This window comes from Janthinobacterium fluminis (assembly GCF_028595325.1).
In the GTDB taxonomy this organism is placed as follows: Bacteria; Pseudomonadota; Gammaproteobacteria; order Burkholderiales; family Burkholderiaceae_D; genus Janthinobacterium; species Janthinobacterium fluminis.
In genome coordinates this window covers 193,886-207,152 of the sequence record NZ_JAQQXR010000005.1, presented here as the reverse complement: position 1 = coordinate 207,152, position 13,267 = coordinate 193,886, and the positions used below count along the sequence as shown (strand labels likewise).

General features: G+C 65.4%; 14 protein-coding genes. 7 read left to right on the top strand and 7 right to left on the bottom strand.

Going from position 1 to position 13,267, the window contains the following annotated elements; genetic code table 11:
• Positions 1-67: 67 nt before the first annotated feature.
• The 7 genes from mtgA to mpl all read right to left on the bottom strand — a co-directional run bounded on the left by mtgA (position 68) and on the right by mpl (position 7,196).
• Positions 68-787 (bottom strand): monofunctional biosynthetic peptidoglycan transglycosylase, encoded by a 720-nt coding sequence (gene mtgA / locus OIK44_RS14255; RefSeq protein WP_273671500.1) that lies wholly within the window; start codon positions 785-787, stop codon positions 68-70.
• Positions 784-1,611: a shikimate dehydrogenase gene (gene aroE, locus OIK44_RS14250; RefSeq protein WP_273671499.1), complete on the bottom strand. Its 828-nt coding sequence runs from the start codon at positions 1,609-1,611 to the stop codon at positions 784-786. The genes mtgA and aroE overlap by 4 nt, the downstream gene beginning before the upstream one ends.
• Positions 1,608-2,495, bottom strand: coding sequence for an energy transducer TonB family protein (locus tag OIK44_RS14245; protein ID WP_273671497.1), 888 nt, complete (start codon positions 2,493-2,495; stop codon positions 1,608-1,610). The genes aroE and OIK44_RS14245 overlap by 4 nt, the downstream gene beginning before the upstream one ends.
• 105 nt (positions 2,496-2,600) lie before the next feature.
• Positions 2,601-4,649 carry a ribonuclease catalytic domain-containing protein gene (locus OIK44_RS14240; RefSeq protein WP_273671495.1) on the bottom strand — a complete coding sequence of 683 codons (2,049 nt, stop codon included), beginning with the start codon at positions 4,647-4,649 and terminating at the stop codon, positions 2,601-2,603.
• A complete protein-coding gene (locus tag OIK44_RS14235; RefSeq protein WP_273671493.1) occupies positions 4,646-5,251 on the bottom strand; it encodes a chorismate--pyruvate lyase family protein in 606 nt (201 codons plus the stop codon). The genes OIK44_RS14240 and OIK44_RS14235 overlap by 4 nt, the downstream gene beginning before the upstream one ends.
• Positions 5,248-5,829: a YqiA/YcfP family alpha/beta fold hydrolase gene (locus tag OIK44_RS14230; RefSeq protein WP_273671492.1), complete on the bottom strand. Its 582-nt coding sequence runs from the start codon at positions 5,827-5,829 to the stop codon at positions 5,248-5,250. Before OIK44_RS14230 ends, OIK44_RS14235 begins: the two co-directional genes overlap by 4 nt.
• Positions 5,826-7,196, bottom strand: coding sequence for a UDP-N-acetylmuramate:L-alanyl-gamma-D-glutamyl-meso-diaminopimelate ligase (mpl, locus tag OIK44_RS14225; protein WP_273671490.1), 1,371 nt, complete (start codon positions 7,194-7,196; stop codon positions 5,826-5,828). Before mpl ends, OIK44_RS14230 begins: the two co-directional genes overlap by 4 nt.
• A gap of 118 nt (positions 7,197-7,314) precedes the next feature.
• On the opposite strand from mpl, the gene OIK44_RS14220 reads away from it, so the two are divergent.
• The 7 genes from OIK44_RS14220 (at position 7,315) to OIK44_RS14190 (ending at position 13,264) form a co-directional block, all read left to right on the top strand.
• Complete coding sequence (locus tag OIK44_RS14220) at positions 7,315-7,938, top strand: hypothetical protein (protein ID WP_273671488.1); 624 nt, start codon at positions 7,315-7,317, stop codon at positions 7,936-7,938.
• A 119-nt stretch (positions 7,939-8,057) separates the two neighbouring features.
• Positions 8,058-8,603 carry a TlpA family protein disulfide reductase gene (locus OIK44_RS14215; protein ID WP_273671485.1) on the top strand — a complete coding sequence of 182 codons (546 nt, stop codon included), beginning with the start codon at positions 8,058-8,060 and terminating at the stop codon, positions 8,601-8,603.
• Between the two features lie 84 nt (positions 8,604-8,687).
• Positions 8,688-9,125 (top strand): type II 3-dehydroquinate dehydratase, encoded by a 438-nt coding sequence (aroQ, locus tag OIK44_RS14210; protein WP_273671481.1) that lies wholly within the window; start codon positions 8,688-8,690, stop codon positions 9,123-9,125.
• Positions 9,126-9,216: 91 nt separating this feature from the next.
• Positions 9,217-9,681, top strand: coding sequence for an acetyl-CoA carboxylase biotin carboxyl carrier protein (gene accB / locus OIK44_RS14205; protein ID WP_273671480.1), 465 nt, complete (start codon positions 9,217-9,219; stop codon positions 9,679-9,681).
• Between the two features lie 93 nt (positions 9,682-9,774).
• Positions 9,775-11,190 (top strand): acetyl-CoA carboxylase biotin carboxylase subunit, encoded by a 1,416-nt coding sequence (gene accC, locus OIK44_RS14200; RefSeq protein ID WP_273671478.1) that lies wholly within the window; start codon positions 9,775-9,777, stop codon positions 11,188-11,190.
• The gene (prmA, locus tag OIK44_RS14195; RefSeq protein ID WP_273671476.1) at positions 11,187-12,134 is read left to right on the top strand and encodes a 50S ribosomal protein L11 methyltransferase; all 948 of its coding nucleotides are present in this window, start codon (positions 11,187-11,189) and stop codon (positions 12,132-12,134) included. The genes accC and prmA overlap by 4 nt, the downstream gene beginning before the upstream one ends.
• A gap of 8 nt (positions 12,135-12,142) precedes the next feature.
• Positions 12,143-13,264: a zinc-ribbon and DUF3426 domain-containing protein gene (locus OIK44_RS14190; RefSeq protein WP_273671474.1), complete on the top strand. Its 1,122-nt coding sequence runs from the start codon at positions 12,143-12,145 to the stop codon at positions 13,262-13,264.
• The last annotated feature ends 3 nt before the right edge of the window (positions 13,265-13,267 follow it).

The window sequence follows — 13,267 nt, the reverse complement described above, 5'->3', positions numbered from 1 at the left end:
TGCCGCGCCGGGCGGCATTTTTACGCATTTTGGCGCCGGCCGTGGCGCCGGCCCCGGCCGGGGCCGCTTACGGCAGGTCCGCCGAGCCCATGCGCCGCAGGATGACGCCGGTGCGCCGCGCCAAATAGCCGGAATCGCGGTGCTTGTCGAAAAAGCGCGGATTCGGCAGCATCACGGCCAGTTTGGCCGCTTGGCCGCTGTTCAGGCCGGCAGCGCCGACGCCGTAGTAATGCCGCGCCGCCGCCTCCGCGCCGAAGATGCCGCTGCCGAACTCGACCACGTTGAGGTAGATTTCAAAGATGCGCTCCTTGTCCATCAAGGTTTCCAGCATATACGTGATGATCAGCTCCTCGCCCTTGCGGATGTAGCTGCGCGAGCCGGACAGGAACAAATTCTTCGCCAACTGCTGGGTGATGGTCGAGCCGCCCGACACCACCTTGTGCTTGCGGGTGTTTTTCTCGTAAGCCTTTTGCATGGCTTCCCAGTCTACCCCCTCGTGCTCGGAGAAGTTGGCGTCTTCCGAGGCGATGACGGCGCGCTTGAGGTGGTTCGAGATGCGGTTGTAGGGCACCCAGCTGTGCTGCAGTTCGGCATTCGGGTTTTTCTGCCGCAGCACCGAAAGTTGCTCGCGCATGAAGGCCGTGCTGTCCGGATCGTGCTTGACCCACCAGCAAATTTGCAACAGGAAATACAACTGGATCGCCAGGAAGGCGATGAGCGGCAGCAGGAAAATCCATTTGATCCAAGGGCGGCCGGCGCGCGCCGGCGCTTTGCGCTGTTTCTTCATAGGGCCGCGCGCAGGCTGGCCAGCACGGCTCCCGTGTCGGGGCGCACGCCGCGCCACACCAGGAAGGCTTCGGCGGCCTGCTCGACGAGCATGCCGAGGCCGTCGCGCACCTGGGCGCCGTGGCCGGCGGCGAAGTCCATGAACACCGTCGGCCGGGCGCCGTACATCATGTCCAGCGCCAGCGTGTCGCGGCCGAAGACGCCGGGCGCCAGCGGCGGCAGCGCGCCGCCCAGGCTGGCCGAGGTGGCGTTGATGACGATGTCGTAGACGCCGCCGGCCGCGTCGAAGGCGCAGGCTTGCAGGCGGCCGGCGCCGGCCAGCGGCGCGAACTGCCGCACCAGCGCGTCAGCCTTGGCCTGCGTGCGGTTGGCGACGCTCAACTCGGCGGGGCGCTGCTCCAGCAAGGGCAGCATGGCGCCGCGCGCCGCGCCGCCGGCGCCCAGCAGCAGCACGCGCTTGCCGGCGATGGCGACGCCGGCGTTGCGGACGATGTCGGCGACGAGGCCGTCGCCGTCCGTGTTGTCGCCGTGGATCTCGCCGTCGCTGAAGCTGAGGGTGTTGACGGCGCCGGCCGCCTGGGCGCGCATGGTCAGCGCCGTCGCCAGCGCGCAAGCCTCCAGCTTGAAGGGCAGCGTCACATTGGCGCCGCGGCCGCCGGCGGCGGCGAACTGGCGCGCGGCGGCGGCAAAGCCGTCCAGCGCCGCCAGGCGGCGCTCGTAGACCAGGTCCTGGCCCGTCTGGGCCGCGAAGGCGGCGTGGATGTCCGGTGATTTGCTATGGGCGATCGGGTTGCCGAATACGCAATAGCGCGCGGCGCCGCTCAATTCGCACCGCCAGTCAGGTTCGCTTCCATTCTCTCTTCACGGGTGAATTTAAACCGCGTGATGATAACCCACAGATCGTCCTTGTCGCTAGAGAGCATATTCGGCGGGAAACGCCCGAACGGCGCGGCCCGCCGGACGATGGCCAGCGCGGCCGCGTCGAGGGCAGGGTTGCCCGAGCTTTTCTCGACGCGGGCGCCGCCATCCTTCTGGTAGATCGTGCCGTCCTGGAAAACCGGGATGTAGACGACCAGCTCGCCATAGAGTTTGCGGCCGTTTTGCTGGGGGAAGTTGAGCGTGCCGATTTCCTCGATGCGCTTTTGCAGGGTCTTGTAATACATCGCATAGCCGACCTCCTGCGTGCTGGGCGTGATGAAGGTCTTGCGCGGGCGCTTGTTCTGGTCGTCGATGGTCTGGCTGATTTCCGCGCTCATGCGGGCGATCGCCTTGCTCGTCTCGATCAGGTCGGCGCCCCTGGGCACGGGGTCCGGCGTGCTTTTCTCGGTGACGGGCGCGGCGCGCAAGGGCGTCGGCTGGCTGAGCTGGGTCATCAGCTCGCGCTGCTGCCGCTCCAGCTCGGCGATGCTGCGCTTGCTGGCCTTGACGCTGTCGCCCGTCTCCATCTTGCGCATGTCCGGCAGCGGCGACTTGGCGCGGCCGGCGTCGGCCTGGCCGCCGCCGTCCAGGTTGGCCTGGGCCAGCGCGTCCGCCTTCAGCGGCTTTTTCGCGTGCTTGGCGTTGACCAAAATCACTTCCAGGCCGGGGTCGGCCGGCGCCAGCGGCGCCGGCGCGGGCGCGACAAAGTTCACGGCCAGCAGGGCGCCGTGCGCCAGCAGCGACACGGCGACGGCGACGAACAGGAAACGGTTTTCTTGGAGGGACTTCACGCGCGGGCAGGCATAGGTTACGTTAGGCCGAAAGAATGGCTCGGTTCTACGGATTCTACGTGATCGGCGCCGCTTACCCGCAGGTTTTTCGCGGCGCCGCCACGCTTAGTCGGCGGCCGGCCCGGCGCCGGCCAGCTCGGCCGCTCCGGCGCCGGCGTCGGCGGCCGCGTCGGCCTGCTCCGGCGCCATGCCGGCGTCGGCCTCGCCGGCCTCGTCCTCATAGTCCAGCCCGGCGTCGGCCGCCTCCGGCGCCGCGGCGATTTCCAGCAGCCGCGCCTCGATCGACAGGTCGACCTCGTCCCAGCGCAGGATGTCGAGCTTGACCTGGGCGCCGCGCGCCACCTGCGGCATGCCCGGCAGCTTGATCACCAGCGGAATGTCGACGAGGCGCAGGATTTCATCCTTGAGCACGACGGCGTCGACCTGGCGGGCGTTTTCCTGGCCCAGCCAGCGCAGGCACCAGTAGCGCTCCATGTTCGACTGGAAATCGCCATAGGCCGCGTAGGCCGCGTCGAAGGCCGAGACGATGGCAAACAGATTCGCGTCGCGCGGCTTGAACGGCGCCACCAGCGGCGCCGTCACGCCGTGCTCGGCGCAGGCGATGATTTGCCACTGGTTGACCAGGTCCGTGTAGCGGCGCAGCGGCGAGGTGCTCCAGGCGTACTGGTCGACGCCCAGGCCCTGGTGGGGCGCCGCGTGCGTGACCATGCGCACCTGCATCTTCGCGGCCCAGCCGTTGCCACTGCCGCCGCCCTGGCTGCGGTAGATGCCGGGCACGCCGTGGTCGTGCATCAGCTTGCCCCAGGTGCTGTTGGCGAAAATCATCAGCTCGGCGACGATCTTGTCCAGCGGCGCGCCGCGCTTGCGGCGCGCCACGGTGACGACGTCGTTCTCGACGTAGAAGTTGAAGTCGATGCGGTTGTTCTGCTCCGGCTTCAGGCCGAAGCCCTCGCGCTTCTTCATGCGCCCCTGCTCCAGCTGCTGGGCCCACTGCCACAGCAGGCCCAGGTCGGCCTTGTGGGCGTAGTCGCCGGCGCCGCTGGCCAGGGTTTCCTCGTTGACCAGGTCGTCCAGGTCGTTGTGGCGCAGATTGCTGGCGATCGGCACCAGCTCGGCGCGGGTGACGGTCTGCAGCACGCTCCAGTCGGCCGGATTCAGCGTCGCGTACAGCGACAGGGCCGGGCAGGTCTTGCCCTCGGCCAGCGTGAAGGCGTCGACTATCTCGTCCGGCAACATGGTGATCTTGTCGCCCGGCATGTACACGGTCGACATGCGCTGGCGCGCCATCTTGTCGATGGCGTCGTCCGGGCGGATGCCCAGCGCCGGCGCGGCGATGTGGATGCCGACGCGCAGCGTGCCGTCCTCCAGCGTGACGACGGAAAAGGCGTCGTCGATCTCGGTCGTCGTCACGTCGTCGATGGAGAAGGCGGCCACGTCGGCCAGCGGCAGCTTGGCCGTCACGGCCGGCACCGGCACGTCGGGGAAGCCGGCGCCCTTGGGGAAGTTCTCGAACAGGAACTTGGACAGGTGCAACTCCTTCGGCGAGGCGATGCCGCCGGTGGCCAACATCAGCCGCGCCGCGCTGGTGTGCAATTCCATGCACGCCGCCTCCAGCGCCTTGTATTCCATGGTGTTCTTGTCCGGCTTGAACAACAGTTGCAGCACGATGTTTTGCATCGAGGCGGGCAAGCTATTCGCCTTCAGCTCCTCGACATAGCCGGCCTGCACCAGCAATTGCTGCTTTTTCTTTTCGATGCCGGCCAGCGCCGCCTTCAGCGCGGCCTCCGGCGCCGCCTTGTAGCGGCCGCGGCCCTTCTTATAGAAGTAGACGGGGGCCGAGTGCAAGCTCAGGATCAGGCCGGCCGCCTCGTGGGCCAGCGGCGCGTGGCCGAAATACTCGGCGCCCAGCTCGGCGAAGCCGAACTCCTCCTGGCCCGCCACTTCCCACAGGAAATCGAGGTCGATGTCGGCGGCGACGGCCTTGGCCTGCTCCTGCAACTCGGCCGGGGCCGGCGCGGCGAACTGCAGCAGCACGTCCTTGATCTTGACCTTGGTGCGCTTGCCGCTGGGCATCTCGACCTGGTAAGCCTCGCCCGCCTGCGACATCATCGTACCGACCTTGAAATCGCCGGATTCTTCGAAAAATAGGTTCATTGCTCTGTTCTTATCGTCTGTTTATTAATGTTTCTGTCGTAGCGCACCAATTCCAGCAGCGTCGGCAGAAAAACCTCCGTCACCAGCAGCAATCCCTGGTGGCGCTGATACAAGCAACGCCGCGCATACGCAATCTGTTCCGCCCCGGCGTCCCCGCCCAGCGCCGCCAGCACCCGCTGCACCAGCGGATGGCCGGCGCGCAAACGCGCATATTCGAGCGCCCCGCGGCGCACCTGGCGGTCGCCGAACAACGTGCTGCCCAGCGAACGCTCGCCCAGCGCGCTGAACAGCGGCCAGTCCGAGGCCGTCGCCGTCATCGGCACCACGGTGTGGCCGAACACCACCGGCCTATTATCACACCTGAGCAGCACTTCCCGTTCCCACACGCGGCCGGGCCGGTGCAAACCGATGGCCGCCGCCTCGTCGGACAGGCAGCGCGCCGTCCGCTGGTGCAGGCACTGGACGCGGAAGCTGCCGCTGTGGGCGCGCAACTTGGCCGTCAGCGAACCGTCGCCGCTCAGCCAATGGCGCAGGGCCGGCGGCGCGTTGACGGCGTTCAGGTGGCGGTGCCATTGGGTCTGCCGCAGCGAGCCGCCCCTCACCGCGCGCCGTCCTCGATGCCGCAAAAGGCCAGCACGGGCGCCAGATAATCGGCGAACTCGGCAATGCCATGGTCGCTGCCCTGAATCAGTTGCTGGCGCGCGCCCGCGTAGTGCGCCACCATGTCGCGGTAATCGAGCACCTCGTCGCCGGTCGCCGCGATCAGGAAATAGCGCTGCGGCGCGGTAATCCGGGCGACGCTCAGTGCCCGCAGCTCATCGATATACTCGCGCTTGAACTCGAACGGCTTGTCCGAGTGGAACTCGGTGGTGACGCCGACATGCTTGTCGAGGTCTTGCAGCGGCACGATGGCCGGGTTCAGCAAGACGGCGCGGCAGGCGAGGCGCTCGGCCAGCCAAGTCGCGTAATAACCGCCCAGCGAGGAGCCGACGATGCTCAACTGGCCGGCCGGCACCGACTCGACCAGCGCCAGCGCCAGCGCGATGGCCGCCTTCGGCGAGGCCGGCAGCTGCGGGCACAGCCACTCGGCGTCGCGCCCCAGCGCGTGCATGCGGCCGGCCATCAGGCGCGCCTTCATCGACAGCGGCGAGGAGCGGAAACCGTGCAGATACAAGATCATCGGGCCAGGGCCTCCAGCAGTTTCTGGTGCACGCCGCCGAAGCCGCCGTTGCTCATGACAATAATCTGGTCGCCCGGCAGCGCGGCCGCGGCCACGGCCGCCACCAGCGCGTCGATCTGCTCGAAACTGCTGGCGCGCGCGCCCAGCGGCGCCAGCGCGTCGCCCAGGCTCCAGCCCAGCGCCTCGCGGCTGCCGAAACCGAACACCAGGTCGGCCTCGGCCAAGCTGCCCGGCAAGGCATCCTTCATCGCCCCCAGCTTCATGGTGTTCGAGCGCGGCTCCAGCACGGCCAGGATGCGCCCGCCCGCGCCCAGCTTCTGGCGCAGGCCGCCGACCGTCGTCGCGATGGCCGTCGGATGGTGGGCGAAATCGTCGAACACCGTGATATTGTTGACTACGCCGCGCACTTCCATGCGCCGCTTGACATTCTCGAAGCGGGCCAGCGACTGCGCGGCCTGGGCGACCGGCACGCCGACGTGGCGGGCGGCGGCGATGGCGGCCAGCGCGTTGCAGCGGTTGTGCCCGCCCGTCAGGGCCCACTCGACCCGGCCCTCGGCCTTGCCCTGGAACAGCACGTCGAAACTGCCGTCGGCGTGCTCGGTCATTCCCCAGTCATGGCCGGCGCCGCGGCCGAAGCTTTCCTTGTCGCTCCAGCAACCGCGCTGCAGCACGCGGCCCAGCGCCGCCTCGTCGGCATTGAAGACGATGCGGCCTATGCCCGGCACCGTGCGCGCCAGATGGTGGAATTGCGTCTCGATGGCGGCCAGATCGGGGAAGATGTCGGCGTGGTCGTATTCCAGGTTATTCATCACGGCGGTTTTCGCGTGGTAGTGGACGAACTTGCTGCGCTTGTCGAAAAAGGCCGTGTCGTACTCATCCGCCTCAATGACGAAGAAGTCGGAATCGACGCCCTTGCCGGACAAACGGGCGGAGATACCGAAATTCATCGGCACGCCGCCGATCAGGAAGCCGGGCGCGTAGCCGGCGTCCTCGAGTATCCACGTCAACATCGCCGACGTCGTCGTCTTGCCGTGGGTGCCGGCCACGGCCAGCACCCATTTATTGCGTAATATATGTTCGCCCATCCACTGCGGCCCCGACACATAGGGCAGGCTGCGGTTCAAAATCTCTTCGACGAGCGGATTGCCGCGCGACACCACATTGCCGATCACATATAAATCAGGCGCAAGCTGCGTCTGCCCGGGGTCGTAACCCTGGATCAGTTCAATGCCCTGGGCCTCCAACTGGGTGCTCATCGGCGGATAAACGTTGGCGTCGCAGCCGGTGACGCGATGGCCGGCTTCCTTGGCCAGCACCGCGAGGCCGCCCATGAAGGTGCCGCAGATGCCGAGAATATGAATATGCATGTTAAGAAGAGAGTGCAGGCGAAAGTGTAAGTATGCGATTTTAACCGAGAAGGCGGGCAAGCCTGGCAATCCGGCGAGCGGATGCCGGTTTGCGGCTGGATTTTGCTATGATCGCGGCATGATGACGAATGTTTATGAGGATGCGCAGTTGCGCAGCGAGATAGCCGCCGCCGCCGCGCGCCTGATCGCCCAGGACGGCGCCGACTACAGCACGGCCAAGCGCAAGGCGGCCCGGCAGGTGCTCGGCGACTCCCAGGCCGGCGCCCATTTGCTGCCCGATAACGCGCAGATCGAGGCCGAGGTGCGCCTGTATAACGCGCTGTTCCTCGCCGACACGCAACCGGCCCGCCTGTTCCAGTTGCGCAGCGTCGCGCTGCAGGTGATGGAGGCGCTGGCGTCCTTCCAGCCGTATTTGACGGGCGCCGTGTTCAACGGCACGGCCGGGCCGCACGCCGACATCCATCTGCAATTGTTCGCCGACAGCGCCAAGGAGGTGCAGATCTTCTTACTAGATAAGAACGTCGATATCGCCATCTCGACATCGGCGCACTTCAAGGGGCCGCGCTTCGACCCGGTGGAAACCGTCAGCTTCCTGTGGAATAAGGAGGGCGTGCACGCGGCCCTGTATGATCGCGACGATCTGCGCGGCGCGCGCAAGCCCAAGGCCGACGGCAAGGCCGTGCGCGCCGACGCGGCCGGCGTGCGCGCCCTGCTGCTGGCCAGCAGCCACGCGCCGGCCTAGCCTAGCCCGCCCGGCCTAGCCCGCTTGGACGGACGCGGGGTATGCGTCCGGATTACTGGCGCGGCCGCGCATTTCATGTACAGTGTGTACTGTTCAAATCCCATTCTTGACAAAACGATATGAAAAAGAAGAATTTACTGGCCTATGCATTCATCGCGCTCATGTTCGGCGGCATGGGAGCTTATGTCGGCCTGAGCAAGAACAAGGCGGGGCCGCAGACGACCAGCGCCGCCCCCGGCGTGACCGGCCCCGTGCAAGCCCTGTTTGCCCAGTCGATGGCGGACGCCGCCGGCAAGACCCAGGCGCTCGGGCAGTGGCGGGGCAAGGCCATGATCGTGAATTTCTGGGCGCCGTGGTGCGCGCCTTGCGTTGATGAAATGCCGGAATTGTCGGCGCTGCAAAGGGAAATGGCCGGCAAAAACCTGCAAATTATTGGCATCGGGATTGATTCCCCCGCCAACATCGCGCAATTCGCCGGAAAATTCAAGATCGACTATCCCGTTTACGTGGCCGGCCTGGAGGGCACCAATCTGTCCCGCCTGTTCGGCAATACGGCCGGCGGCCTGCCCTACACGGTGCTGATCGGCGCCGACGGCCAAGTCAAAAAGACCTATCTGGGACGCTTGAAGTTTGCCGAGCTGCGTGCAGACTTATCAACACTATAATCTTTTCGATAAGTTTTTTTCTCTTGCCATTGCCTTATATTGGCGGCAAAATGCGGAACTTTCGCGAAAAATGGTTTTCCTTACATGGCAAAAAAAATTCTTCTGCTGAATGGACCCAATTTGAATTTGCTGGGGACGCGCGAGCCCGCGGTGTACGGGGCGAGCACCTTGAGCGATGTCGAGCTGGCGGCACAGGCGCAAGCCGCCGCGGCCGGCGCTGAACTTTCTTGCTTTCAAAGCAACCATGAAGGCGTATTGATCGACCGCATCCACGCCGCGAGAATAGAAGGCGTGGACGCCATCGTGATCAATCCGGGCGGTTTGACCCACACCAGCGTGGCCTTGCGCGACGCGCTGGCAGGGGTCGCCATCCCTTTCGTTGAAGTACATATTTCAAATATTTATCAGCGCGAAGCGTTTCGCCATCATTCTTTTCTGAGCGCGATCGCGCAAGGCACGATCTGCGGCCTGGGCATCGATGGATATCGCTTTGCCATCGACTTTGTGCTTAAAACACGTTAATCTACGCGATCTGCATGCAATTAGCGCGGCGATACTAGTGAGCAACATTGCCGCATTATTCATATAACAATATAATTCCTAGGGGTTTTACATGGATTTACGAAAACTCAAGACCTTGATCGACCTGGTCGCCGAATCGGATATCGCCGAGCTGGAAGTGACCGAGGGCGAGAGCAAGGTTCGCATCGTCAAGTCGTCCGCCATGCCGCAAAACCAAGTTGTCATGATGCAGCCCCAGGGCATGCAACAGCATTACCAGCCAGCCGCCGCCCCCATGGGCGCCGCGCCGGCCGCCGCCCCCATCGTCGCCGTCGAACCATCCGGCTACGTCGTCAAGTCGCCGATGGTCGGCACCTTCTACCGTTCGTCGGCCCCGGGCTCCCCGGCCTTCGTCGAGGTCGGCGCCACCGTCAAGGAAGGCGACACCCTCTGCATCATCGAGGCGATGAAGCTCTTGAATGAAATCGACTCGGACAAAGCTGGTGTCGTGACCCAGATCCTGGTCGAAAACGGTCAACCGGTCGAATTCGGCCAACCCCTGTTTGTGATCGGCTAACAGCCAGCCCGGCGGCCGGAAACGGCCGCCCGCAGCGCCTTTCACTGATGGTTCCGCCGGCTTCCGGCGCTCACAGAACATAGCGAACCTACCATGTTTGAAAAAATCCTCATTGCCAACCGTGGTGAAATTGCCCTCCGCATTCAACGTGCTTGTCGCGAAATGGGCATCAAAACGGTTGTAGTTCACTCCGAAGCCGACAAAGACGCGAAATACGTCAAGCTGGCCGACGAGTCCGTCTGCATCGGACCCGCCCCCTCGACCCTGAGCTACCTGAACATGCCGGCCATCATCAGCGCGGCGGAAGTGACGGATGCCGAGGCCATCCATCCCGGTTATGGTTTCCTGTCGGAAAACGCCGATTTTGCCGAACGCGTCGAGAAATCGGGCTTCGTCTTCATCGGCCCCCGCTCGGAATCGATCCGTTTGATGGGCGACAAGGTTTCGGCCAAGCAAACCATGATCAAGGCCGGCGTGCCCTGCGTGCCCGGCTCGGAAGGCGCGCTGCCCGACGATCCCAAGATCATCATCCAAACGGCACGCAAGATCGGTTATCCGGTCATCATCAAGGCGGCCGGCGGCGGCGGCGGGCGCGGCATGCGCGTCGTCCACACCGAGGCGGCCCTGCTGAACGCCGTCGCGATGACCAAGACCGAGGCCGGCACGGCCTTCGGCAATCCCGAAGTGTATATGGAGAAGTACCTGGAAAATCCGCGCCACGTGGAAATCCAGATCCTCGCCGACGAATTCAAGAACGCCGTCTGGCTGGGCGAACGCGACTGCTCGATGCAGCGCCGCCACCAGAAGGTCATCGAGGAAGCGCCGGCGCCGGGCATCCCGCGCAAGCTGATCGAGAAGATCGGCGACCGCTGCGCCGAAGCCTGCCGCAAGATCGGCTACCGCGGCGCCGGCACGTTCGAGTTCCTGTATGAAAACGGCGAGTTCTATTTCATCGAAATGAACACCCGCGTGCAGGTCGAGCATCCGGTCACCGAAATGATCACCGGCATCGACATCGTGCAAGAGCAGATCCGCATCGCCGCCGGCGAGAAGCTGCGCTTCCGCCAGCGCGACGTGATGCTCTCCGGCCATGCCATCGAGTGCCGCATCAACGCCGAAGACCCGTTCAAGTTCACGCCATCGCCGGGCAAAATCGTCTCCTGGCACACGCCGGGCGGCCCCGGCATCCGCGTCGACTCGCACGCCTACGCCGGCTACTATGTCCCGCCGCACTACGATTCGATGATCGGCAAGGTCATCGCCTACGGCGCCACGCGCGAACAGGCGATCCGCCGCATGCAGATCGCGCTGTCGGAAATGGTGGTCGAAGGCATTTCGACGAATATCGCCCTGCACCGCGAGCTGATGATCGACGCCCGCTTCATCGAAGGCGGCACCAATATTCACTATCTGGAACAAAAACTGGCGGACATGCCGGATTTGTCGAAGAGCCTGAGTAAAATGGGCCCCAGCATCGCCAGCAAGTCGGAACTGAAGGTACAGGCATGAGTTGGACTGAAATCGTCATCGAAATCGCGCGCGACCACGCCGAGGCCCTGTCGGACGCCTTGATGGAGGCGGGTGCGCTGTCGGTGTCGGTGGAAGACGCCGACGAAGGCACGGATGCCGAGCAACCCCTGTTCGGCGAGCCGGGCATGGAGCCGGAAGAGGCGGCCTGGGAACACAGCCGCGTCGTCGCCCTGACCGAGCTTGACGCCGACCAGGCCGGCATTGTGGCGGCCGCGGCCGCCGCCATCCGCCTGGCGGCGCCGCCGCCGTTCACGCTGCGCCCGGTGGAAGAGCAGGACTGGGTGCGCCTGACGCAATCGCAGTTCGCGCCCATCCACATCGGCAAGAACATCTGGGTCGTGCCGAGCTGGCATGAGGCGCCGGACCCCGAAGGCTTGATTCTGGAGCTGGACCCGGGCCTGGCCTTCGGCACCGGCAGCCATCCGACCACGCGCCTGTGCATGGAATGGCTGGAAGCCCATCCCACGCCCGGCAAAACCGTGCTCGACTACGGCTGCGGCTCCGGCATCCTGGCCATGGTGGCCAAGAAGCTCGGCTCCGACGTCGTCACCGGCGTCGACATCGACCCGCAGGCCATCGAATCGGCGCGTGACAATGCGCTGCGCAACCATTGCGACATCGAATACTTCCTGCCGGACAGCTTTGCCAAGTCCGGCCACGCCGAGCGGCGTTTCGACACCGTCGTCGCGAATATTCTGTCCAGCCCATTGAAACTGATGGCGCCCATGCTGTCGGGCCGCGTCGCCGACGGCGGCGCGTTGATCCTGTCGGGCGTGCTGGCACGCCAGGCCGAGGAAGTGGCCGAAGCCTATGCACCCTTCATCAAATTGGCCGTTTGGGCCGGGCAAGACGGCTGGGTGGCCTTGCATGGCCGCCTCGGCAGCGACACCGTGCCGCCGGCCCGCGTTCAAGAAGGCGCATAAACACCGCAATGGCGCTCGCCACCAAATGCCCGCACTGCAACACCATCTTTCGGGTCGCCGCTGACCAGTTGAAGTTGCGTGGGGGCATAGTACGCTGCGGCGCTTGCCAGGAAGTATTCGACGGCAACGCCGCCCTGCTCGATCCGGCCGCGCCCGCGCAGCCGGTGACGGCCATTCCGCCCGCCCCAGCCATGATTGCCCCGTCCGCCGCGGACGATGCGTCGGACTACGCGCTCGACTTCGACATTTCCTACGATCCCTATGGGACGCTGCCCGACTACGCCCAGCGCAAAAGCGCGCCTGCGCCCGCCGCGCCGGTGACGCCGCAGCCGCAGCCCGTGGCGGCGGCGCCCGCCCCGCTGGCCGAACCGGCAATGCCGGCAAGCCCGGTGGCGGCCATTGCCCCCGCGCCGGCGCAAACCACACATGACGTCTGGCGCAAGGCACCGATCCACACTGCGCCTGAAGAGATTGCGGCGCCGCCCGTCGCCAGCGCCGCGCCGGGCGCCGAAGCGGCCGCCACAGTGGAACCGGCGGCAAGCGCGGCCACGGAATCGGCCGCCGAAACCATCGAAGCCGAGGATGTCGAGGATACCGGGGACGCCGGCGACGAACCAGGCTTCGTCAAACAGGGCCGGCGCCGCCAGCGCACCGGCAAGGCGCTGCGCGTGCTGATGGCGATCGGCTTGCTGCCCCTGCTCGCCGCGCTGCTGGTGCAGGGCGTGGGCACTTTCCGCAACCAATTGGCGTCCCAGGTGCCGCAACTGAAGCCGGCGCTGGTGCAGATCTGCGCCGTGCTCGGCTGCCGGGTGGAACTGCCGGCCCAGATCGAGCAGTTGTCCATCGAGCAGGGCGAGCTGCAGACGCTGGCCGAGCAAACCTTCTCCTACGCCACCGTGTTGCGCAACGCCGGCAACAGCACGCAAGCCTGGCCGCACCTCGAACTGATCTTAAATGACGGCAACGACAAGGCCGTGCTGCGCCGTGTCGTCGCGCCGCGCGATTACCTGCCGGCCACGCTTGACGTGAGCAAAGGTTTCCCCCCACGATCCGAACAAGCCGTTAAACTGTATTTTGAACTGGCCCAGCTAAAAGCGGCTGGCTATCATATTGCTATCTTCTACCCATAAAAA